This window comes from Acidovorax sp. SUPP2825 (assembly GCF_030158995.1).
In the GTDB taxonomy this organism is placed as follows: Bacteria; Pseudomonadota; Gammaproteobacteria; order Burkholderiales; family Burkholderiaceae_C; genus Paracidovorax.
Genome location: NZ_BQXK01000006.1, coordinates 155,815 through 177,919, shown reverse-complemented (window position 1 = coordinate 177,919; position 22,105 = coordinate 155,815). Strand labels below are relative to the sequence as shown.

Here is a 22,105-nt window from a genome sequence, read left to right as displayed (position 1 = left end):
CATGGCCATCGACTGGAACGCCTTCACCCCCGGCACCGCGTTGGCGGGCGGCGCGCTCATCGGCCTGGCGGCCGGGGGCTTTTTCCTGCTGGCGGGGCGCATCGCCGGCATCAGCGGCGTGGTGGGCGGCCTGCTGCGGCCCCGGCGCGGCGACCGGGCCTGGCGCGTGGCCTTCGTGGCGGGCCTGATCGCGGCGCCGCTGGCCTATGTGCTGGCCGCGCCGCTGCCGGCGGTGCGCATCGACGCCGGCCCGGGCCTGCTCATCGCCGCAGGCCTGCTGGTGGGCGTGGGCACGCGCTACGGGGCGGGGTGCACCAGCGGCCACGGCGTGTGCGGACTGTCGCGCTGGTCGATGCGCTCGCTGGTGGCCACGCTGGTTTTCATGGCGGCCGGCATGGGCACGGTCCTCGTGCTGCGGCACCTGGCCTGAACGAAGGGAACGCGGCATGACCGTTCTGATCGCTTTCGCCGCGGGCCTGGTCTTCGGGCTGGGGCTGCTGGTGTCCGGCATGGCCGACCCGGCCAAGGTGCTGGGGTTCCTGGACATCGCGGGGCCCTGGGACCCATCACTCGCCCTGGTGATGGCCGGCGCCGTGGGCGTGGCCCTGGTGGCGTTTGCGCTCGCGCGCCGCCGTGGCACCACGCTGCGCGGCACACCGCTGCATTGGCCCGCCGCGCACGGCATCGACGCGCGGCTGGTGGGCGGCAGCGTGCTGTTCGGCATCGGCTGGGGGCTGGCCGGCATCTGCCCGGGCCCGGCCCTGGTGCTGCTGGGCATGGGGGTGCCGGACGGCGTGTGGTTCGTGGCCGCCCTGCTGGCCGGCATGGCGGTGTTCGAGGGCATCGAGCGCTGGCGCGGTCGCGGCTGACGACCGCCGTGCAGGCCGATGTCCTGCGCCGCGATGGCAGTTGGCCGACACGCCGCGGGCACCACGGCCCCTAGATTGGTGGCCTTTGAAAGGAGCCCACCCATGACCGCATCCTCTCCTGCCGCCGGCACCCGCACCGTCGCCATCCTCGTGACCGACGGCTTCGAACAGGTCGAGTTGACCGGCCCGCGCGACGCGCTGCAAAAGGCCGGCATCGCCACCCGGATCATCGCCCCGAAGGCCGGCCAGGTGCAGGGCTTCAACCACGACGAAAAGGCCGACACCTTCGCAGTGGACGGCACGCTCGACCAGGCCGATCCCGCCCGGTTCGATGCCGTGCTGCTGCCCGGCGGCGTGCTCAACGCCGACACCCTCCGCACGGACGCGAAGGCCCAGGCCTTCGTGCAGGCCATCGACCAGGCCGGCAAGCCCATCGCCGTGATCTGCCATGGGGCGTGGCTGCTGGTGGACGCAGGCCTGGTGCGCGGCAAGACCCTGACCAGCTGGCGCAGCCTGGCCACCGACCTGCGCAACGCCGGCGCCACCTGGGTGGACGAAACCGTGCATGTCGAGGGGCACTGGGTCAGCAGCCGCAAGCCCGACGACATTCCGGCGTTCAACCAGAAGCTGCTGCAGGCCGTGGGCGCCTGAGTGCGATGGACGACTGGCTCGGCCTTTTGCAATGGCCGGCATTCGCGGCCTCGGTGCTGGCGGCTTGGCTGGTCGCCTCCACGCACCCAGCGCGGCGCAATACCGGCTTCTGGGTCTTTCTTGGCAGCAACGTGCTGTGGCTGGCCTGGGGATGGCACACCCGCGCCTGGGCGCTCATGGCGCTGCAGTGCTGCCTGGCGGCGATGAACGTGCGGGGCCTGTGGAAAACGGAGCCGGCCGGCGAGGAAAAGGAAGGCGCGGGCAAGGAAGCCGCCTGAAGAAAGCGGCCCGTCGGTGGCCCGGCACCCCGCGCGAAAAAGGTGCGAAAAAGGCCTGTCTCCTTGCGAAGACAGGCCTTCCATGGGCCACGACGGCGCGACGGCTTCAGAACGGAATGTCGTCGTCCATGTCGTCGAAGCCCGAGGCCGCGCGCGGCGCCTGGGCGGCGGGCGCTGGTGCCGGGCGCGGTGCGGGCGCGGCAGGGCGCTGGACCGGTGCCGGTGCCGGTGCCGGGCGGCGTGCCGGAGCGGGCGGGGCGCTGTTGTCGTAGCCGCCGTCGTTGCCACCGCCGCCGTAGCCGCTGTCTTCGTAGCCGCCACCGCCGCCCTGGCCGCCGCCCATGCCCTGGCGGCTGCCCAGCATCTGCATGGTGTCGGCGCGGATTTCGGTGGTGAATTTTTCCTGGCCGGCCTGGTCGGTCCACTTGCGGGTGCGCAGGCTGCCTTCCACATAGACCTGCGAGCCCTTGCGCAGGTACTGGCCGACGATTTCGGCCAGGCGGCCGTTGAACACCACGCGGTGCCACTCGGTGGCTTCCTTGTTCTCGCCGGTGTTCTTGTCGCGCCAGCGGTCGGTGGTGGCGATGGTGACGTTGGCGACCTGGTCGCCGCTGGGGAAGGTGCGCATTTCGGGATCGCGCCCGAGATTGCCCACGATGATGACTTTGTTGACGGATGCCATGGTGTAAGGGCCTGTAGAGAATGGTGGAGAGAAGGCACTACGGCCTGCGCGGCCTGTCAGGGGCCGCGGGGAGCCGTCGATTGTGCCCGATTCGCTCCGTGAGCGGACCGGCCGTGCGACAAGCCCGTGCCACAATCAAAACGCCTTGTTCCACCGCCTGCCCTGGCCATTTCCCATGCATCGCGAACCCGACTTTCTTCACAACCTGCGGCAGGAGTTCGCGGACGGCTGGCGGTGGGTGGAGCGCGCGATCGTGCTGGCCTACGCCGCGGCGGCCGGGCTCTTCGTGGTGGCGTTCACGGTCCTGGGGGAATGGGCGTTCGCACGCTTCGAGCAGGTGCTGCACTGGCAGGGCGGCTGGGGCGTGCTGTTGTGGACCCCGGCGCTCACGGCCGCCATCGTGTGGGCCACGCGCCGCTTCGTCCCCGGGGCCGCGGGCTCGGGCATTCCGCAGGTGATGGCGGCGCTGGAGCCGGGCCTGCCGCCCGGCCAGCGCGGCTACTTCGTCTCGCTGCGCATGTCGCTGGGCAAGGTGCTGCTGGGCAGCGCGGGCTTTCTGGCAGGGCTTTCCATGGGCCGCGAGGGCCCGTCGGTGTAGGTCGCGGCGGGCGTGATGCAGCACGCGCAGCGCTGGCTCGGGCCGCGCTCGGGCATCACCAGCCATGCGCTGCTGGTGGCGGGCGGGGCCGCCGGCATCGCCGCGGCGTTCAATGCGCCGCTGGCGGGCGTGGTGTTCGCGATCGAGGAGCTGTCGCGCAAGCTCGAATCGCGCAGCAGCGGGCTCATCATCGCGGCCATCGTGCTGGCCGGACTGATGGGCGTGTCCTTCTTCGGCAATCTGACGTATTTCGGGGTGATCCGCGTGCCCCGCCTGGGCTGGGACGCGCTGCTGCCCGGCCTGGGCGTGGCCCTGGTGTGCGGCGTGCTGGGCGGCCTGTTCGCCAAGCTCATCACCGCCTCGCTCACCGGTGCGCCGGGCCGGCTCAACCAGTGGCGCGCCCGGTTCCCGGTGCGCTTCGCGGCGGCGGGCGGGCTGGCGGTGGCGGTGATCGGCCTGGCCACGGGCGGCGCCACGTTCGGCGCCGGCTCCGAGGCGGTCAAGCACATGCTGGCGGGGCAGGCCGATGTCCCGGCGTTCTATGTCACGCTGAAATTCATCGCCACCTGGCTCACGGCCTGGTGCGGCGTGCCCGGCGGCTTCTTCGCGCCGGCGCTGTCGATCGGCGCGGGGGTGGGGCACAACATCTCGCTGCTGACCGGCGCGGACATCGCCCCGGCCCTGATCGCCATGGGCATGGCGGCCTTCCTGGCGGCGGTCACGCAGGCGCCGCTCACGGCCTTCATCATCGTGATGGAGATGGTGGACGGCCATGCCATGGTGCTGAGCCTGATGGCCTCGGCCATGCTGGCCAGCCTGGTGTCGCGCATGCTGGTGCGCCCGCTGTACGAAACGCTGGCGGAACACCTTCTGCACAAGGTGGGCGCGGCGCCGGCGGCACCGGCGGACGCATCGCCCCGCTGACATCCACACTCGCGCGCATGGTGCCGCAGCACATCCGTTACCCTCGGCGCATGCGTGCCTCCCTCTGCCTTGCACTGTTGTCCGCCGCCTTGCTGCTGGCCGGCTGCGGCACCACGCCACAGCCGCGTTCGCCGCGCACCAGCGTGACGTATTCGCAGCTGTCGCCCGACCAGTCGAGCGACATCGCCATCCATGCGCTGGGGCTGGTGGGCACGCCGTACCGCTATGGCGGCAACACGCCCGAGGGCGGGTTCGACTGCAGCGGCCTCATCGGCTACGTGTACAAGAGCCGCGCAGGCATCGCCCCGCCGCGCACCGTGGCGCAGCTGAGCGACTTCGGGCTGCCGGTGGACAGCGGCGACCTGCGCACGGGCGACCTGGTGGTGTTCGGCGCGGGCCGGCCGACGCATGCGGGCATCTACGTGGGCGAGGGCCGCTTCGTGCACGCGCCCTCCACCGGCGGCGAGGTGCGGATGGACCGGCTCGATTCGCGCTACTGGTCGCGGCAGAAAACCGCCTTCCGCCGGCCCTGAGCGGGGCCGAGGGGCAGCGGCGGGCGGCGCGCGACAATCGCCGCCATGACGACCCCAGCCACCCCCCACGTGCATCGCACCGCCACCCCGCTCTCCACCCACGACACGACGCGCATCGACGACACACGCATCAGGGCCGTGCGCCCGCTGATCACGCCTGCGCTGCTGCAGGAATGGCTGCCCACGCCGCCCGGCGCGCTGCAACTGGTCGAGACCAGCCGCGCAGCGATCTCGCGCGTGCTGCACGGCCAGGACGACCGGCTCGTCGTGGTGGTGGGACCCTGCTCGATCCACGACCACGGGCAGGCCATGGAATACGCCCACCAGCTCAAAACGCAGGCCGACGCGCTGTCGCAGGACCTGCTGGCCAGCATGCGCGTGTATTCAAAGAAATTATTACTGCGCCATTAACTTGACGTTGCTGTATTTTGCAAGATAAGGTGCCAGAGCCTGAAATATGGCATTAGGTCTTGGGCCACCACCAAATACAGAACCGCAAGTGCCTGTGCCGCCGCTTGTAAGTCCTCCCGTCAGTATTCCGATAGCATTCCCATTAGGGCCTGCGGCGATAACAGGACCACCAGAATCCCCAGGGCCTCCACAGAGATCAACTTCCACCATCTCCATAATGGTATTGCTTCCCATATTAACTCTTCTGCTGACTGCTTTAATGGGGCCACATCGCCAACCGTTAGTGCCTCCGTACGTGCAGACGTTCTGATTGAGTGTCGGACTAATTAAAGGCTTCACGGATTGGAAGCCGTTCTGTGAAATGACTTGTGGATAAAGCGTATGGACAAAGTTGGTATTTCCAAAGATTGCAGCATCCATCTTGTCAGGCCAACCAACTGCAAAGAACTCACCAATAATTGGCCCTACTGCAAAACTATCAGGACTACTTGCGTCAAAGTAGGAATTTTTTGCATTGCCATTTCTGACAGTACAATGTGCGGCAGTTATCGTTCCGGGATATATATTATCAATAACTACATTGAATCCTGCTGTACAAGCGGCTATTTGTGAGGTGGGTGAGTTGCCTGTGAGTATTTTGGTCCCCCCATAGAGGCTTCGATACAAGGTTGCAGGCCCATCTTGGTTTTCAAGATGAATTGCTGACATGTCAAAACCTGCGGATTGCAATCGACTAGTAATTTCTGGAAAATACTTTTTCCTTCCACTGACTAATACTTTATTATTTTGTTCGTCAATTGCCGTGCCAAATACCATTGGCTCATCCCCATCGCCCTTGATACCATCAAACAGCAAGAGTGATTTTTCCGCGATCGTATCTAACTGCGAGAATCTGAATTTGACTCGCACTATTTTAGTCTCGTAAGAGAGATTATTTTTTGGGAAATTCAAATTTGCAGGCCCGGCCAAGGCTATCACTTGGACTACATTGTTTTTGTCATCGTACTCAATCCAAGATCCGCCAAAATCGTTCCCTGCAGACTTTTTAATCTCTTCTATATTTTTTGAAATGTCGTTTAGAATCTGTGAATTTCTTTCTGTTGCGTATTTTTCTAATCCGGACGCTTTTAAAGCATCTTCTTTTGTCTCGTGAAAGACAGATGCCTTTTCTTCTGCAACCGCTTTGGAATGCTCCCCCACGATCACAGAAATCATGAGCATGACAGCTACTGACGTATATTTCATATTGCTACACCTTTTCAATTTTTAATATTGAAAATATTAATTATTAGAGTGGAAAACAAACCAACTCAACTAACTAATAAATCTCCCTTTTGTACGCTGCAGCCCACTGGCATTGGGAAAGCGGACGCTGGATATGGTAACTCGGCTTGGTGGCACAAAACCAGAAACAGGCCGAGATAGCCCCTTACATCAGACGCAGCTACGCCACAGCAACCGTGGGCACCGTTGTCGGGCGTCCCAACTGCTTGAAGCGGTAGCAGAGCCACCCGCACATGCAATTCAGTCATCTGGCGCTCCAAACTTGCGTGCCATTCATTACCAGCTCGCCCAAGCGCTTGAAGCAGTACATCTTGGTCTCCACCAATGCAGCGGCCTCATCGGCTACGTGTACAAGAGCCGCGCAGGCATCGCCCCGCCGCGCACCGTGGCGCAGCTGAGCGACTTCGGGCTGCCGGTGGACAGCGGCGACCTGCGCACGGGCGACCTGGTGGTGTTCGGCGCGGGCCGGCCGACGCATGCGGGCATCTACGTGGGCGAGGGCCGCTTCGTGCACGCGCCCTCCACCGGCGGCGAGGTGCGGATGGACCGGCTCGATTCGCGCTACTGGTCGCGGCAGAAAACCGCTTTCCGCCGGCCCTGAGCGGGGCCGAGGGGCAGCGGCGGGCGGCGCGCGACAATCGCCGCCATGACGACCCCAGCCACCCCCCACGTGCACCGCACCGCCACCCCGCTCTCCACCCACGACACGACCCGCATCGACGACACGCGCATCAAGGCCGTGCGCCCGCTGATCACGCCTGCGCTGCTGCAGGAATGGCTGCCCACGCCGCCCGACGCGCTGCAGCTGGTCGAGACCAGCCGCGCGGCGATCTCGCGCGTGCTGCACGGCCAGGACGACCGGCTCGTCGTGGTGGTGGGACCCTGCTCGATCCACGACCACGGGCAGGCCATGGAATACGCCCGCCAGCTCAAAACGCAGGCCGATGCGCTGTCGCAGGACCTGCTGGTCGTGATGCGCGTGTATTTCGAGAAGCCCCGCACCACCGTCGGCTGGAAGGGCTACATCAACGACCCGCACCTGGACGGCAGCTTCGCCATCAACGAGGGGCTGGAGATGGCCCGCGCGCTGCTCCTGGACATCCTGGCGCTGGGCCTGCCGGTGGGCACCGAATTCCTCGACCTGCTCAGCCCGCAGTTCATCAGCGACCTGGTGAGCTGGGGCGCGATCGGGGCGCGCACCACCGAAAGCCAGAGCCACCGCCAGCTGGCCAGCGGCCTGTCGTGCCCGGTGGGCTTCAAGAACGGCACCGACGGCGGCGTGAAGGTGGCCAGCGACGCCATCCTGGCGGCCCAGGCGCCGCATGCCTTCATGGGCATGACCAAGATGGGCCAGTCCGCCATCTTCGAGACGCGCGGCAACAACGACTGCCACGTGATCCTGCGCGGCGGCAAGCAGCCCAACTACGCGGCGCCGTCCGTGGACGCCGCCTGCCAGCTGCTGCAGGCGGCGGGGCTGCGCGCGCAGGTGATGGTCGACGTCTCGCACGCCAACAGCAGCAAGCAGCACAGCCGCCAGATCGACGTGGCGGCCGATGTTGCCGGGCAGGTGGCCGGCGGCGACCGCCGCATCGTGGGCCTGATGATCGAGAGCCACCTGCAGGAAGGCCGGCAGGACATCGTCGCTGGCCAGCCCCTGGCGCAGGGCGTGTCGGTGACCGACGCCTGCATCAGCATGGCGCAGACAGTGCCGGTGCTACAGGCCCTGGCCCAGGCGGTGCGCGAACGGCGGCAGGCCCGATAGGCCAGGAAGCAACACCGGCCGGCGCAGCGCCGGTGTAGCATTCACCGTTACTTTTTGTAGTCATTTGCCGCCGCAGATCCCGATCCGCCCGAATCCCATGCAGGTGCTGTCACCTACCGACCCATGCCCACGGTCACTTTCCCGTCCGCTGGCCTTTTGAGCGTGCCGCCCAAGGTTGCGCCCGTGGGCAAACGCCTGGAGGCGCTGCGTGCCTGCGCGGTGCTGGACACCCCGGCGGAGGAGGCGTTCGATCAGCTGACCCGGCTGGCCGCCCGCCTGTGCGGCATGCCCATGGCGGCGATCGGTTTCATCGACCAGGGGCGCGAGTGGTTCAAGGCCAGCACCGGCATCGAACTGCAGTCGCTGGATGCGGCCCACCCGCTGTGCGCCCTGGCGGTGGACGGCCGGGTGGTGCAGGTGCAGGACACCCACGCCCATTCCACGCTGCGCCGCCATCCGCTGGTGATCGCCGGGCCGCGCGTGCGCGCCGTGGCCTGCATGCCGCTGATCACCGCGGAGAAATGGGTGCTGGGCGCCGTGGTGGTGATGTCCACCGAGCCGTGCGTGCTGCAACCGCCCCAGCTCGAATCGTTGCGCGCGGTGGCCGGGCAGGCCATCGCCCTGCTGGAGTTGCGCCGCAGCCAGCGCAACCAGGCGCGCATGGCCACCGAGCGGGCCGCCAGCGACGAGCGCTTTCACCTGGTGGCGCGCGCCACGGCCGACGCCATCTGGGACTGGAACCTGCACGACGACTCCATGTGGTGGAACGAGGGCATGCAGACGCTGTTCGGTGTGCCCATGCAGACCCTGCCGCACGACAGCACGTCGTGGACGCTGCGCCTGCACCCGGAAGACAGCGACGCGGTGCTGGAGAGCATCCACGCGGCGATCGAGGGCACGGCCAAGCACTGGGCCGAGGAATACCGCTTTCGCCGCTACGACGGCAGCTACGCCTGGGTGCAGGACCGCGGCTTCGTGATCCGCGACGCCGAAGGCCATGCGATCCGCATGGTGGGCGGCATGACCGACATCAGCGCGCAAAAGGACAGCGCGCTGCAGGCCAAGGACGAGGCCCGCACCCACGCCGAGCTGGTGCGCGTGCAGCAGAAGATTTCGTCGCTCGAACTGTCCATGGACGAGGTGCTGCAGCTGGTGGCCCGCACCGCGATGGAACTGTCCGATGCCGGCGGTGCGATGGTGGTGATGCGCGAAGGCGACAAAGCCCGGGTGCAGGCCAGCACCGGCATGCGCGCCGTGCCGCTGAACGACGTGCGCCCGCTGGAAGGCTACGAGCTGTGGCACCGCATCGACGCGGGCGAGACCGTCTGCAGCCAGCCGGCCGTCGCGCAGGCCATGCCCTCGGCCGCCCTGTGCGAGCCGGGGCCGGTGGCCTTCATCGCGGCGCCGGTGCGCGCGGGCGACGCGGTGGTGGGCATGCTCAAGGTCAACGGCGACCCGCTGGCGTCGTTCTCGCAGCGCCACCTGGCGCACGTGCAGATCCTGGCCGAGTCGCTGGGCGCCGTGGTGCAGCTGCGGCGCTATGCCGCGCAGCTGCACGCGTCAGAGCAGCAGTACCGCCTGCTGTTCGATGCGCACCCGCAGCCCATGTGGGTGTACGAGCTGGGCACCCTGCGCATCCTGGCCGTCAACCGGGCCATGGTGCGCCAGTACGGGTACAGCGAGGCGGAACTGCTGTGCATGACCACGCCTGACCTGTGGCCCCAGGACAACCGCGAAGCCCGCATACGGGAAGCGCACACCATTCCCCACAATGCCCGGCGTGACGCCGTGCACCGGCGCCACCGCAAGAAGGACGGCACGGTGATCGACACCGAGGTGTATGCCGGGGGCATCGAATTCAACGGCGTGCCCGCACGCCAGGTGCTGGCCACCGACGTCACGCAGCGCATGCGCCTCGAACGGGAGCTGGCGCGGGTGGGCAGCATCCAGCGGCTGCTGGCCGCCTGCAACGAATCCCTTGTGCGCGCGACCTCCGAGGCCGACCTGCTGCGCGAGGTCTGCCGCATCGCCACGGACGTGGGCGGCTACCGGATGGCCTGGGTCGGCATGGTGCGCGACGATGCGCGCCAGAGCATCGAGCCCGTGGCCTGGAGCGGCCACCACAGCGACCACTATGCGGAGACACTGCAGCTGAGCTGGTCGGCCGACCAGCCGGGCGGCCAGGGCCCGGCCGGGCTGGCGGTGCGCAGCGGCCGCCCGGTGATCGTGCGCGACATCCGGCTCGACCCGACGTTCGCCAGCTGGACCGAGCGCATGCTGCGGCAAGGCCTGCATTCGGTGATCAGCCTGCCGCTGCGCAACGCCGAGCGCTCGTTCGGCCTGCTGTACCTCTACCCGCCCGAAGTGCTGGAGATCGGCTCCGAGGAGACCGAACTGCTGCAGCAGCTGGCCAACGACCTGGCCTTCGGCATCGAGAGCCTGCGCACCCGCCAGGACCAGCAGCGCCTGCAGAGCGTGGTGCTCAAGGCCGCCGCTGCCATCTCGGCCAGCACCGGGACCGAATTCTTCAAGCAGCTGGCCAGCAACATGGCGGATGCGCTGGGCGCACAGGCCGGCTGCGTGACGCGGCTGCTGCCGCCGGTGGAGGGACAGCCGCCGCGCGCCATCACGCTCTCGCGCGTGCAGGATGGCGTGGTGCAGCCCAATGCCGAGTATTCGCTGGAGGGCACGCCCAGCCTGCGGCTGGCGACCGAGGCGGAATACGTGGTCACATCCGGCGTCTGCGAGCTGTACCCGCGCTCACCCGTCGCGGCGCTGGGCGCCCAAAGCTACGTGGGCCAGCAGCTGCGCGACGCCGAGGGGCGGCCCATCGGGCTGATCTTCGTGATCTTCCGCGAGCCGCTGGAGCGGCCGGCGCTGGTCTCCTCGACCTTGCGCATCTTCGCGGCGCGCGCCACCGCCGAAATGGCCCGCCAGGCATCGGACGCCCACATCCGGCGCCAGGCCTCGCTGCTGGACAAGGCCCGCGACGCGATCATCGTGCGCGACCTGGAGCACCGCATCACGTTCTGGAACCAGGGCGCCGAGCGCATGTACGGCTGGTCGCAGGCGCAGGTGCTGGGCCGCACCATCGACACGCTGCTCTACCAGAACGCCACCGAATTCCTGCGTGCCACCGAGGCCACCCTGGCCCAGGGCGAGTGGACGGGCGAGATCGTGCAGTTCCATCAGGACGGGCATGCGATCGACGTGGAAGGCCGCTGGACCCTGGTGCGCGACGAGGGCGGCCAGCCCGAATCCATCCTGGCCATCCACACCGACATCGGCCACCGCAAGGCCACCGAGCGCGAGATCCAGCGCCTGGCGTTCTTCGACTCGCTCACCGGCCTGCCCAACCGCATGCTGCTCATGGACCGCATGCACCAGGCCCTGGCCACGGCGCAGCGCCAGCGCCAGGGCGGGGCGCTGCTGTTCATCGACCTGGACAACTTCAAGACGCTGAACGACACGCTGGGCCACGACAAGGGCGACCTGCTGCTGCAGCAGGTGGCGCAGCGCCTGAACACCTGCGTGCGCACCGTCGATACCGTGGCGCGGCTGGGCGGCGACGAGTTCGTGGTGATGATCGAGGCGCTCAGCCCCCGGCCCGACGAACTGGCCGTGAGCGCCCGCGTGGTGGGCGAGAAGATCCTGTCGGTGCTGAGCGCCCCCTATGCCCTGGACGGCTACCAGTACCGCAGCACGCCCAGCATCGGCGTCGCCCCGTTCACCGACGGCCAGTCCACCGTGGGCGAGCTGCTCAAGCAGGCGGACCTGGCCATGTACCAGGCCAAGACCGCCGGCCGCAACACCCTGCGCTTTTTCGACCCCGGCATGCAGGCCGTGGTGACCGCCCGGGCCGCACTGGAAGACGACCTGCGCACGGCGATCGCCCGCGAGGAATTCCTGCTGCACTACCAGCCCCAGGTGGACACGATGAACCGCGTGGTCGGGGTGGAGGCGCTGGTGCGCTGGCCGCACGCCAAGCGGGGCATGGTGCCGCCGGGCGATTTCATCCCGCTGGCCGAGGAAACCGGCCTCGTGCTGCCCCTGGGCCGCTGGGTGCTGCACACCGCCTGCACCTTGCTGGCCAGCTGGCAGGACGAGCCCTCCCTGTCGCACCTCACCATGGCGGTGAACGTGAGCTCGCGCCAGTTCCACCACGCGGGCTTCGTGGACGACGTGGTGCGTGCGCTGGTGTTCACCGGGGCGCCGGCCGACCAGCTCAAGCTGGAGCTGACCGAAAGCCTCTTCGTGGACGACATGGAGACCACCATCGCCACCATGTCGGCGCTGCGCGCCCATGGGGTGGGTTTCTCGCTGGACGACTTCGGCACCGGCTACTCGTCCCTGAGCTACCTCAAGCGCATGCCGCTGGACCAGCTCAAGATCGACCAGAGCTTCGTGCGCGACCTGCTCAGCGATCCCAACGATGCGGCCATCGTGGACACCATCATCGCGCTCTCGCGCAGCCTGGGCCTGAACGTCATCGCCGAAGGCGTCGAGACCGGCGCCCAGCGCAACCGCCTGGCCCAGGCGGGCTGCCAGCTCTACCAGGGCTATTTCTTCAGCCGGCCGCTGCCGGCCGACGTGCTCGAGCGCTTCCTGCGGAACGCGCCCGTCTGATCTCTTTCCTCTGACAGCCCCTGGCAGGCCCCTGCCGGGCGGCTGGGCGGCCCTCCACGCGCCGGGTGACCCCTCCCCCTGCCTCCGCTGTACCGAAGGCCCCTGACGCCTTCCTGCGCCACGAGCGTCTCGTTCTGCCACACCTCCTCGCCATCCGGGGCGGGCTGCGGGCGACGGTTTTTTCTGTCTTCTCCTTAATGTCTTTATCAATCCATAGTAGTCGTAGTAAGCACGGCCTCCCTCTGTGGACAACTGCATTTTTCCGTTGCGGATCAACGGACTTGCGATGCCGTGAACCTTGTGGGCGGCACCCGGCTCCCGCTGTCGCGGCGGCGGGGACAAAACCGGCGTATCGCCATTCGCTGTGGACAAGTGGCCGGTTGTGCGGGAAATATCCACAGACTTGTTCCCGTGGCCGCCATTTTTCGCCCGTTGGCGCGAAAGCGGCCCCCTTCCAGGCGGTGCCGCCAGGTCCGACACACCTGCCGGCCATGGATCGGGCGCAGCCTGTCGATCGGACGGTGAGGCGTGAGCCCTTTCCTTTTCCCTTTCCCTTTTTTCTTTTCCCACGGCGGGCGGGACACCTTCGTCTTGCGCCGGCCCGGGTGACCTCGGGCAAGGAGCGCGGCGGTCGGTTTTTCGGCGGTCCGGAGGTTCCTTGTTATTCCATTAAAGGTTCTATCAATACATAGCAGTAGTAGTAGAGAAGGCCTGTTTCTGTGGACAAGGCCGATTTCCTCAACGCTGCCAAGCACTTGGATGGCCGTAAACCCTGTGGCGCTGACCGGGTGAACCGGCATGCCGGGCGACAACAACTTCGGCGCATCGGCGCCTTCTGTGGATAACCCATGGGTTGCTCTGGAAATGTCCCCAGGCTTGTCCACAATGCGCCCCGGATCGGCATCGGCCAAAGAAAAAGGGCCCCGAAGGGCCCTTGTTGGCATGGATGAAACAGGCAGGGATCAGAAGTGGTACGCGTAGCGCAGCTGCACGAAGTTCTCGCCCGGGTTGGGCTTCTTGATGCCCGCGTTGGACAGGTGCTGCACCCGCAGCACGATCTCGTGCTGGCGCTGCGCGCCCAGGCTGTAGCCCACCCCCAGGTGGGAACCGAAGTTGTAGCGGGTGCTGAACTCCTTGTCGGGGGTGTGGTACTTGCGGTCGGCATACGTGATGCCGACGCCCCCTTCCCAGAACCAGTTGGCGCGGCCGTTGTCCGGGCGCAGGCGGAAGGTGGGGGTGAAGCCGACCACGGTCAGGTCGCCCGAGCCATTGACCCCGTTGTACGACCAGCGGCTGGCGGAAATGTCCCAGTAGCCGCGCACTTCATGGCCCCACAGCTCGCTCTGCCAGTTCCAGGGCAGCGTCACACCCACGGCAGCGGAATCGGTCTGGTGTTCTGCCCAGCCGCCTTGCACGTAGACGGACGGGCTGGTGCCCGAAGGCTGGGCGTGAACGGCGCCTGCGCCGGCGACGCAGGCCAGCGCCAGGAAAAAAGCGTTCCCGCGCAGCAGGGCGCGGGAACGCAGGAGGTGGGTGATCGGCATGGAAATTCCCTCGATGGAATGACTGTGGGTTTGCACAACGTGTGTAACCCACTGTATTCCGCCCATCGGGGGGTGCGTTGTAGGCAGTGGCCTCAACCGTACTGATCGGTCGGGATCTGACCGGGGGGTATGCAGAGATATCCAGACTGTGCGCAAACCCCCCCGGACCGGTCGCTTACTGCGGCGCGGGTGCGGGCACCGGCGGCACGGCCGGGCGTTCGCCGCGCGGGCCGCCGTGGCGTCCGTCCTTGCCGCGTTCACCATCGCGTGGGCCGCCCATGCCAGGGTGGCGGTGCATGCGGCGGCTTTCCTGGTCGAAGGTCTTTTGCTGCGCCGGGGTCAGCGTGGCGTAGAACGCCTTGGTGGCTTCATCGCGGCGGTCGGCCTCCGCGCTGTGCTGGGCGCGCATGGCCCGCATGCGGTCGATGCGCTCGGGCGTGGTCAGCTGGTCGAGGCCCTTGGGATCGAGCCGCGCGCCGCGCTCCTGCGGCTGCATCGCGGCCTTGAAGGTGTCCCAGGCGGGCTGCTGGGCCGGGGTGAGCTGCAGCTTTTGCTGCAGGGCGTTGGCGCGCTGCTCCATGTGCGCCTTGCGCTGCTCGGGGCTGGGCATGCGGTGGCGCGGGCCGTCCTGCGACGGGCCGGCGGCGGGCGGCGCGGACGGGGCGGGGGGAGGGGTCTGCGCAAAGGCGGGTGCGGCCAGGGCGGCCAGCAGGGCGGTGGCGGCGGCGGCGCCGGCGATGCGTCGTTGGAAGAAGATGGACATGGTGGTTCCTTTCTTGCCCCAGGGGGCGAGTGGGTCCGCCGCAACGACCGTTGCAGCGGTTGAGGGCCAGTGTCTTCCCCCTGTGTAACGCCGGCGTGAGGCGTTCGTGTGGCTGTGTAAAGTTGTGACAAGGGTTGGTTGCCCTGTCCGTGCAACGGGGGATGGGAATGGCCCCATGCCGTCGTATTGATTGCCTGTGCAGCTATTGAATCCATAGCAAACGGGGCGCCATGCCAGCGAAGGCCGCGACAGGCCGCGGGTCCGGCGCCGACCGCACCCCCGACAATGGCACCCCGCTGCACCGCGCCGCGCCCCCGGGCGTGCGCCCCAGGGTGTGCCAATGAACGTCAGAGCTGAAGGATTTCCGTGTTCAAGAACATGATCGTGTACCGCATCGCGCCGCAGTGGCAGGTGGACCTGCCGCAGGTGGAGGAGGCGCTGGCCAAGACGCCGTTCGTGGAGTGCGGCGCCACGCAGGAAAAATCGCTGGGCTGGGTGCCGCCGCGGGGCGACGCGCACGGCCCCATGGCCGAATCCGTGGGCGGGCAGTGGGTGCTGCGCTTCATGGTCGAGTCCAAGATGCTGCCCGGCTCGGTGCTCAACCGCAAGGTCAAGGAAAAGGCCGCGCGCATCGAGCAGGAAACCGGCCGCAAGCCCGGCAAGAAGGAAGCCAAGGAGCTCAAGGACGAGGCCAAGCTCGACCTGCTGCCCATGGCCTTCACCAAGCAGGGGTCGATGTGGGTGTGGATCGACCCGCAGGCCCACTGGCTGGTGCTGGACACCAGCAGCCAGGGCCGCGCCGACGAGGTCGTCACGCTGCTGGTCGAGGCGCTGCCCGGCCTGTCGGTGGCGCTGCTCGATACGCAGACCTCGCCCCAGGCCGCCATGTCGCACTGGCTCAGCACGCAGGAGCCGCCCGTGGGCTTCAGCGTGGACCGCGAGTGCGAGCTCAAGAGCGCCGACGAGGCCAAGGCCGTGGTGCGCTATGCCCGCCATCCGCTCGACATTGACGAGGTGCGCGAGCACATCGCCGCCGGCAAGCTGCCCACCAAGCTCGCGATGACCTGGGACGACCGCGTGTCGTTCCTGCTGAGCGAAGGCCTGCAGGTGCGCAAGATATCGTTCCTGGACACCGTGTTCGAGGGCACCAAGGCCGATGACGGCGGCTTCGACACCGACGTGGCCATCGCCACGGGCGAGCTCAGCAAGTTGATTCCCGACCTGATCGAGGCGCTGGGCGGCGAAGGCCGCACCGAACTGGGCGGCACGCCCCCGGCAGCGCCGGCGGCCGACCCTGCCGCCCCTGTGCCTTCGAGCGGCCCTGCTGCCGTGGCGGCCAACGGTGCCGAAGACGACGACGCACCGTTCTAACCCGCGGGCTTGCAGCGCGGTGCCGCGCGGGCGCGAACCCGCATCGCCGTGGGGCCATCGTTTGGCGATGCGCCCCGCTGCGTGCACGATGGCTGTCGCGGCAGGGCCGGCCTGGACCGATGGCCGACCGGCGCATTCCCCACGTCCCGTGAGAACCGTTGCCTGGAGGTATCCGATGACCGTCATCACCCGTTCCGTTGTCAGCACCGCCGTCGCCCTGGCGGCCCTGTGCGCCGGCCCCGCGCAGGCGCACCACGGCTGATCCTGGGCGGAAGAAGCCCAGTCCGAGCTGGCCGGCACCGTGCAGCGCGTGCAGATCTCGCCGCCCCATCCCACGCTGGAGGTCAAGACCGCCGAAGGCGCCGTCTGGCGCGTGGAGCTGGGCAATCCGTCGCAGACCGAGCGCTCCGGTTTCACCGCGGCCTCCGCCAAGCCGGGCGATGCCATCACCGCCATCGGCAACCGTGACCGGGACACTTCCCAGCGGCGCATGAAGGCCGTGCAGATCCAGGTCGGCGGCAAGACCTACGACCTCTACCCCGAACGCATCCAGAACCCCAAACGCTAGAAGGCCCCATGGATTTCGCCGGGCTCGCGCCCCTGCTGGACACCCTGGCCGCGTCCGGCACGGCCTACCTGGTGGTCAACGCCCTGCACATCGCCGTACTGGGCCTGGGCGTGGGCGCCGCCGTGCTGCTGGACCTGCGCCTGTGGGGCGCCGTCGGCCGGCGCATTCCCCTGGCGCTGCTGGGTCCGTTCCTGTCGCGCGCGGCGGCGGCGGGGATCGCGCTGGCCCTGGTCACCGGGCTGTGGCTGTTCGCCACCCGGCCGGCCGACTACCTGGCCAATCCGGCGTTCCTGGTGAAGGTGGCGGTCATCGGGCTGGCGCTGCTGAATGCGCTGGCGCTGCATGCCGGCGGGCACTGGGCGCGCGCCCTGCGCGAAGGGCAGGCCGGCGGCTGGGTGCGCATGCAGGCCGCGGTGTCGCTCGCGCTGTGGCTGGGGGCCGTGCTGGCGGGGCGCTGGATCGGATTTCTCTGAGAACGCCGGGCGATTGAGCGCCAACGCGATCTCCAGAAAGACATTGAACAGGTTCTCAGGGTCCATGCGGCTACCATCCCGGCCATGGCGCTCAACTGGGTCTGGATCGGGTTCTTCACCGTGGCGTTCGCCACCGCCGTCGTGCGCTGGCTGCTGGGCGCGGACGGCATCTTCCAGGCCCTGCTGGCCGCGCTGTTCGATGCGGCCCGCTCGGGCTTCGAGATCTCGCTGGGCCTGGCCGGCGTGATGGCGCTGTGGCTGGGCCTGCTGCGCGTGGGCGAGCGCGCCGGCATGATCGAACTGCTCGCCCGCGCCGCCGCGCCGCTGCTGCGCCGGCTGTTCCCCGGGGTGCCCGACGGCCACCCGGCGCAGGGCGCGATGACCATGAACCTCTCGGCCAACCTGCTGGGCCTGGACAACGCCGCCACGCCGCTCGGCCTCACGGCCATGCGCGAGTTGCAGACCCTCAACCCCGGCCCGCCCGACACCGCCAGCAACGCGCAGATCATGTTCGTGGTGATGAACACCGCCGGCCTCACGCTCATTCCCACCTCGGTCATCGCCATCCGCCAGAGCCTGGCCCTGAAGCAGGGGTTGGGCGCGGGCTTCAACGCGGCGGACATCTTTTTGCCGACGCTGCTGGTCACCTTTGCGTCGCTGCTGGCGGGTGTGCTGGCCGTGGCCGTGTGCCAGCGCCTGCCCCTGTGGCGTGAGCGCTTTCTGCTGCCCGTGCTGGCCGTGGCCGGGCTGCTGGCAGCGGCCGTCACCGCGCTGGCCCGGTTGCCGGCCGAGCAGGCTGCGCGCATCGCCGGCACCACGGGGGCCGCGGTCATCCTGGGCGTGGTCATGCTCTTCGTGCTGGCGGGCGCCGTGCGGCGCGTGAACGTCTACGACGCCTTCATCGAAGGCGCCAAGGAAGGCTTCGGCGTGGCGGTGCAGATCGTGCCCTACCTCATCGCCATCCTCGCTGCCATCGGCGTCTTCCGCGCAGCCGGCTGCATGGATGCGCTGCTGGGCGCCATCGGCGCGGGCGTGGCGGCGATGGGCTGGGACACCGCGTTCCTGCCGGCCCTGCCCGTGGGGCTGATGAAGGTGCTTTCAGGCGCCGGCGCGCGGGGCCTGATGATCGATGTCATGCAGACGCACGGCGTCGATTCCTTCGCCGGCCGCCTGGCCGCCATCGTGCAGGGATCGACGGAAACCACCTTCTACGTGCTGGCGGTGTACTTCGGCAGCGTGGGCATCCGGCACGCGCGGCATGCGCTGGCGTGCGCGTTGGTGGCGGATGCGGTGGGGCTGGCGGCGGCGATCGGGGTGGGGTACGCGATGCTGCGGTGAGGGGGTTGACCCCGGCTGGTCAGGCCCAGACGACCACGGGCACCGGCCGATCAATCACCTGCGCGATCTTGCGATCGCGAGTCAGCCGTACTGTTTTTGCTCATGCGCCTGTTGAAGCCTTTGTGCATCCCACACGCCTGCCTTTGCTGCCAGGAGGAGCATGCCCAGGGTAATGGGTCGGGTGCGCTTGCTTTTCTTGAAAGGGGAAAGCAGCCAGAGACCTTCTGCGCCGAAATAGTCGGATGGCCGGTAATCGCCTGGGGCCACATGGAACCTGGAAGCAAAATTTTCCATGAAATGAAAGGCGTCATCGCCGGTCAGGCCCAGGTCTTTGACCAGATCGGTATGGGGCGTGTAATCGATTTGCTTTCCCAGCTTCCTTAATCCCACGGAATCGATAGACGATGCCAGCTGAACCAGGTCTTTCCATAAGTCGGAAGGGGCGGCGGCTACCATAGGCGGTCTTCTTTCTTCGCGAGGGCGTTGTACTTCGTGATCGACTGGTTGATGATCTGGAAAACATCGTATGCCAGCACGGTCCAGCCGACGCCAGGAACCAGGTGCCCCACGAAGGCACCGAGGCTCCTGGTGAAAGTCAGTCTGAGCGTTCTCAAGCTGGCCCCCGTGAGGGTCGGCAAAGCAAAGGGCATTCGCTGCTGCAGCATTTTTCTCGATACCACCGAAGCGATCGATGTTCCTCTGGTCGCTCCTGCGAATTTACCGCGTGTCGGCAGGAATGGCTGCCCTGAAAGGATGGCCGCTGCAGCGGCGATATCGACCCCGCCCAGTTGATCCAGTGTCTGGTCGATGGCTATCCACAGGAATAATTCTTCCGGAGAAAGGTCGGCGAGGTCATGGTATTGATAGGTATTTGACAGGATGACTCCCTTTGTTATTGATCGTGCAGGATTGAAGCATTAACCCATCCGATTATTTCGCTCTCTATTGTTGATTTTGTTTTCAGAAGAGAAAATTGATGACCGACGCTCCGCAACGTCCCGACCTGCCCGACCACCTCTCCATCGACCCGCGCAGCCCGCACCATGTCGCCGCCGTGTTCGAGCACGACATCGGCATACGCTTCAATGGCAAGGAGCGCTTCGACGTGGAGGAGTACTGCGTGAGCGGGGGCTGGGTGAAGGTGCCCGCGGGCAAGACGGTGGACCGCAAGGGCCGGCCGCTGATGATCACGCTCAAGGGCGCGGTGGAAGCGTTCTACAAATAAAAAATCCGCCGAGAAGGCGGATTGTCTGGACCGGCGGTCCCGGCGTCACTCGCATTGAAAACGTACCTGTAGCACTGCCGGCTTGCCCGACTTGCGCGATACAACCGTACAGCGCTTCACCGCGTCATCCACGCGCTGCGCCATTCGCACCACGCCGCCAGCATAGTCGCAGGAAAGGAACTTGCCCTGTGAGTAATCTCCTTCGAAAGTCCATACGGCGGTAGAGCCGCCTTTGCCGGGCTTATCTGACTGTGGCATCAACGCGGCTTCACGAATGAGAGGACCATCGAAGACGTTGTAGCCGGTCAGCCTCAGGGGATTCGCGTCCAGCACGATTTCCGCGCCTGCGGGCAGGCTGGATGCAGAAGCCCGTGGCTCGTTGAGCTGTACTGTAGGGGGACATTCCAGCATGGTAGAAGCAGCTACAGCTGTATTTGGCATACCTGTTACCGCGAAAATGACCACGGCAAAAGCCGTGGACCAGCCGGGTGAGCGGCGTAGGAGGCAGGCTGGCGTCATAGAAATCCCATCGTTGTCGTCGTCATTCGATTACGGAATACGCCGCGGCGTTATTGCTGGCGTCAGTGAAGACTCCATTTTTGCTTTGGGGCTTGGGAGTCAAGTAGCGTTTTGACACCTTGGGCTTTTTCACATCGCTCAACCATTGATCCATGATCCAGATGCCACCAGCATCCTGGGAGATGAAGAACGCCGCATGATTGCCCGTGGGCAGGCTGCCGTAGTGGCCCTTGCTGTTGAATGTGGCGATGGCTGTGCCTTGCTTGATATTGGCATTACCAAATACCGTTTCACCTTTCTTCCAAATGCTGGTGTGGGGCACGTTCGCATAATACTGAAGTAGCGCCACGCAATGCTTGCTGCCAACCTTGTCGGTGTTCTGAAGCGACAAGACACTTTGGTAGATATAAGGCATCGTTTTTGTCATCACATAAAAGAGAGGATCTTAAAAGGGATCCTGTAGCTTTCCGCAGCTATTTCCAACGGTTGCAATCAAACCCGCTCGAAGATGGCCGCGATGCCCTGCCCGCCGCCGATGCACATCGTGACCAGCGCGTAGCGCCCGCCGGTGCGGTGCAGCTCGGCGACGGCCTTGGTCGTGATGATCGCGCCAGTGGCGCCCACGGGGTGGCCCAGGGAGATGCCCGAGCCGTTGGGGTTGACCTTGGCGGGGTCCAGGCCGAGTTCCTGGATGACGGCGCAGGCCTGGGCGGCGAAGGCCTCGTTGGCCTCGATGACGTCCATGTCCTCGATCTTCAGGCCCGTGCGCTGCAGCACCTGGCGCGTGGCGGGCACGGGGCCGATGCCCATGTAGGCCGGGTCCACGCCCGCGTGCGCGTAGCCGACCAGGCGGGCGAGCGGCCGGGCGTTCAGCGCGGCCATGCGGTCGCCGGCCACCAGCACCACGGCGGCCGCGCCGTCGTTGATGCCCGAGGCATTGCCGGCGGTGACGCTGCCGCCGTCCTTCTTGAACGCGGGCTTCATGCCGGCCAGCACGTCGAGCGTGGTGTTGCCGCGCACATGCTCGTCGGTGTCGAACAGCACGGTGCCCTTGCGCGTGGCGATCTCGACCGGAACGATCTGCGCCTTGAAGTGCCCGGCGGCGATGGCCGCGGCGGCGCGGTGCTGGCTGGCGGCGGCCAGTTCGTCCTGCATGTCGCGGCTGATGCGGTAGCGCTCGGCCACGTTCTCGGCGGTGATGCCCATGTGCATCTTCTGCCAGGGGTCGTGCAGGATGCCCAGCATGTAGTCGATGCTCTTGGCGTCGCCCATGCGCTGGCCGTAGCGCGCGGCGGTGTCGAAGTAGGGGCCGCGGCTCATGGATTCGCTGCCGCCGCCGACGGCCACGTCGCAGTCGCCCAGCACGATGGCCTGCGCAGCCGACACGATGGCCTGCAGGCCGGAGCCGCACAGGCGGTTGACGTTGAAGGCCGGCGTCTCGATGGGGCAGCCCGCATCGATGGCGGCCACGCGGGCTAGGTAGGCGTCCTTGGTGTCGGTGGGAATGACGTTGCCCATGACCACGTGGCCCACCGTGTCGGGTGCGAGGCCGCTGCGTTCGATGGCGGCGCGCGTGACCGTGGTGGCCAGCTGGCTGTTGGGCACGTCCTTGAGCGTGCCGCCGAAGGTGCCGATGGCGGTGCGGGCGGTGCCGACGATGAAGACGTCGCGGTGGTTCATGGCAGG

21 protein-coding genes and 3 pseudogenes are annotated in these 22,105 nt (G+C 67.0%); 15 read left to right on the top strand and 9 right to left on the bottom strand.

Annotated elements, in window-relative coordinates; all coding sequences use genetic code 11:
- Position 1: 1 nt before the first annotated feature.
- The 4 genes from AVAK2825_RS09990 (at position 2) to AVAK2825_RS09975 (ending at position 1,798) form a co-directional block, all read left to right on the top strand.
- The gene (locus AVAK2825_RS09990) at positions 2–430 is read left to right on the top strand and encodes a YeeE/YedE family protein (RefSeq protein WP_284397362.1); all 429 of its coding nucleotides are present in this window, start codon (positions 2–4) and stop codon (positions 428–430) included.
- 16 nt (positions 431–446) lie between these two features.
- Positions 447–869, top strand: a complete 423-nt coding sequence (locus AVAK2825_RS09985) for a DUF6691 family protein (protein ID WP_284397360.1) — start codon at positions 447–449, stop codon at positions 867–869.
- A 102-nt stretch (positions 870–971) separates the two neighbouring features.
- Positions 972–1,520 carry a type 1 glutamine amidotransferase domain-containing protein gene (locus AVAK2825_RS09980; protein ID WP_284397355.1) on the top strand — a complete coding sequence of 183 codons (549 nt, stop codon included), beginning with the start codon at positions 972–974 and terminating at the stop codon, positions 1,518–1,520.
- A 5-nt stretch (positions 1,521–1,525) separates the two neighbouring features.
- On the top strand, positions 1,526–1,798 hold the full coding sequence (locus AVAK2825_RS09975; RefSeq protein ID WP_272566324.1) for a hypothetical protein: 273 nt from the start codon (positions 1,526–1,528) through the stop codon (positions 1,796–1,798).
- A gap of 106 nt (positions 1,799–1,904) precedes the next feature.
- On the opposite strand, the gene ssb is transcribed toward AVAK2825_RS09975, so the two are convergent.
- Positions 1,905–2,480 (bottom strand): single-stranded DNA-binding protein, encoded by a 576-nt coding sequence (gene ssb / locus AVAK2825_RS09970; RefSeq protein ID WP_284397352.1) that lies wholly within the window; start codon positions 2,478–2,480, stop codon positions 1,905–1,907.
- Between the two features lie 175 nt (positions 2,481–2,655).
- Here ssb and AVAK2825_RS09965 point away from each other — a divergent pair.
- From AVAK2825_RS09965 to AVAK2825_RS09955, 3 genes and pseudogenes are all read left to right on the top strand, one after another.
- A pseudogene (locus tag AVAK2825_RS09965) lies at positions 2,656–4,002 on the top strand (chloride channel protein).
- A gap of 50 nt (positions 4,003–4,052) precedes the next feature.
- The gene (locus AVAK2825_RS09960; RefSeq protein WP_284397350.1) at positions 4,053–4,535 is read left to right on the top strand and encodes a C40 family peptidase; all 483 of its coding nucleotides are present in this window, start codon (positions 4,053–4,055) and stop codon (positions 4,533–4,535) included.
- A 45-nt stretch (positions 4,536–4,580) separates the two neighbouring features.
- Positions 4,581–4,928, top strand: a pseudogene (locus AVAK2825_RS09955) (3-deoxy-7-phosphoheptulonate synthase); the annotation flags it as partial.
- A 3-nt stretch (positions 4,929–4,931) separates the two neighbouring features.
- Here the strand turns inward: AVAK2825_RS09955 and AVAK2825_RS09950 are convergent.
- Positions 4,932–6,191 (bottom strand): S1 family peptidase, encoded by a 1,260-nt coding sequence (locus tag AVAK2825_RS09950; protein ID WP_284397347.1) that lies wholly within the window; start codon positions 6,189–6,191, stop codon positions 4,932–4,934.
- 364 nt (positions 6,192–6,555) lie between these two features.
- Between AVAK2825_RS09950 and AVAK2825_RS09945 the strand changes: the two are divergent.
- From AVAK2825_RS09945 to AVAK2825_RS09935, 3 genes and pseudogenes are all read left to right on the top strand, one after another.
- A pseudogene (locus AVAK2825_RS09945) lies at positions 6,556–6,831 on the top strand (C40 family peptidase); the annotation flags it as partial.
- Between the two features lie 45 nt (positions 6,832–6,876).
- Positions 6,877–7,992 carry a 3-deoxy-7-phosphoheptulonate synthase gene (locus AVAK2825_RS09940; protein ID WP_284397344.1) on the top strand — a complete coding sequence of 372 codons (1,116 nt, stop codon included), beginning with the start codon at positions 6,877–6,879 and terminating at the stop codon, positions 7,990–7,992.
- A gap of 123 nt (positions 7,993–8,115) precedes the next feature.
- Entirely contained in the window at positions 8,116–12,618 is a 4,503-nt protein-coding gene (locus AVAK2825_RS09935) for an EAL domain-containing protein (protein ID WP_284397341.1), read from the top strand.
- A 962-nt stretch (positions 12,619–13,580) separates the two neighbouring features.
- Here the strand turns inward: AVAK2825_RS09935 and AVAK2825_RS09930 are convergent.
- Together AVAK2825_RS09930 and AVAK2825_RS09925 are read right to left on the bottom strand one after the other, a co-directional pair.
- Positions 13,581–14,162: an acyloxyacyl hydrolase gene (locus tag AVAK2825_RS09930; RefSeq protein WP_284397338.1), complete on the bottom strand. Its 582-nt coding sequence runs from the start codon at positions 14,160–14,162 to the stop codon at positions 13,581–13,583.
- Between the two features lie 175 nt (positions 14,163–14,337).
- Positions 14,338–14,925, bottom strand: coding sequence for a Spy/CpxP family protein refolding chaperone (locus AVAK2825_RS09925; protein WP_284397335.1), 588 nt, complete (start codon positions 14,923–14,925; stop codon positions 14,338–14,340).
- A 366-nt stretch (positions 14,926–15,291) separates the two neighbouring features.
- Here AVAK2825_RS09925 and AVAK2825_RS09920 point away from each other — a divergent pair, with 366 nt between their 5' ends.
- The 4 genes from AVAK2825_RS09920 to AVAK2825_RS09905 all read left to right on the top strand — a co-directional run bounded on the left by AVAK2825_RS09920 (position 15,292) and on the right by AVAK2825_RS09905 (position 18,675).
- The gene (locus tag AVAK2825_RS09920) at positions 15,292–16,296 is read left to right on the top strand and encodes a recombination-associated protein RdgC (protein WP_284397332.1); all 1,005 of its coding nucleotides are present in this window, start codon (positions 15,292–15,294) and stop codon (positions 16,294–16,296) included.
- 289 nt (positions 16,297–16,585) lie between these two features.
- Positions 16,586–16,864: a DUF6152 family protein gene (locus AVAK2825_RS09915; RefSeq protein WP_284397654.1), complete on the top strand. Its 279-nt coding sequence runs from the start codon at positions 16,586–16,588 to the stop codon at positions 16,862–16,864.
- Between the two features lie 8 nt (positions 16,865–16,872).
- A complete protein-coding gene (locus AVAK2825_RS09910; protein WP_284397330.1) occupies positions 16,873–17,337 on the top strand; it encodes a DUF2214 domain-containing protein in 465 nt (154 codons plus the stop codon).
- Positions 17,338–17,421: 84 nt separating this feature from the next.
- Positions 17,422–18,675: a spore maturation protein gene (locus AVAK2825_RS09905; protein ID WP_284397328.1), complete on the top strand. Its 1,254-nt coding sequence runs from the start codon at positions 17,422–17,424 to the stop codon at positions 18,673–18,675.
- A gap of 81 nt (positions 18,676–18,756) precedes the next feature.
- Here AVAK2825_RS09905 and AVAK2825_RS09900 read toward each other — a convergent pair whose 3' ends face one another.
- Together AVAK2825_RS09900 and AVAK2825_RS24800 are read right to left on the bottom strand one after the other, a co-directional pair.
- Positions 18,757–19,131 carry a DUF1493 family protein gene (locus tag AVAK2825_RS09900; RefSeq protein WP_284397326.1) on the bottom strand — a complete coding sequence of 125 codons (375 nt, stop codon included), beginning with the start codon at positions 19,129–19,131 and terminating at the stop codon, positions 18,757–18,759.
- The gene (locus AVAK2825_RS24800; RefSeq protein WP_349817168.1) at positions 19,125–19,553 is read right to left on the bottom strand and encodes an STM2901 family protein; all 429 of its coding nucleotides are present in this window, start codon (positions 19,551–19,553) and stop codon (positions 19,125–19,127) included. The genes AVAK2825_RS09900 and AVAK2825_RS24800 overlap by 7 nt, the downstream gene beginning before the upstream one ends.
- Before the next feature lie 98 nt (positions 19,554–19,651).
- Here AVAK2825_RS24800 and AVAK2825_RS09890 point away from each other — a divergent pair, with 98 nt between their 5' ends.
- Positions 19,652–19,900: a DUF3297 family protein gene (locus tag AVAK2825_RS09890; RefSeq protein ID WP_284397321.1), complete on the top strand. Its 249-nt coding sequence runs from the start codon at positions 19,652–19,654 to the stop codon at positions 19,898–19,900.
- A gap of 45 nt (positions 19,901–19,945) precedes the next feature.
- Here AVAK2825_RS09890 and AVAK2825_RS09885 read toward each other — a convergent pair whose 3' ends face one another.
- The 3 genes from AVAK2825_RS09885 to AVAK2825_RS09875 all read right to left on the bottom strand — a co-directional run bounded on the left by AVAK2825_RS09885 (position 19,946) and on the right by AVAK2825_RS09875 (position 22,099).
- A complete protein-coding gene (locus AVAK2825_RS09885) occupies positions 19,946–20,419 on the bottom strand; it encodes an STY0301 family protein (RefSeq protein ID WP_349817166.1) in 474 nt (157 codons plus the stop codon).
- Between the two features lie 22 nt (positions 20,420–20,441).
- Positions 20,442–20,834 carry a BPSL0067 family protein gene (locus AVAK2825_RS09880; protein ID WP_272566347.1) on the bottom strand — a complete coding sequence of 131 codons (393 nt, stop codon included), beginning with the start codon at positions 20,832–20,834 and terminating at the stop codon, positions 20,442–20,444.
- 77 nt (positions 20,835–20,911) lie between these two features.
- Entirely contained in the window at positions 20,912–22,099 is a 1,188-nt protein-coding gene (locus AVAK2825_RS09875; protein ID WP_284397312.1) for an acetyl-CoA C-acyltransferase family protein, read from the bottom strand.
- Positions 22,100–22,105 lie beyond the last annotated feature (6 nt).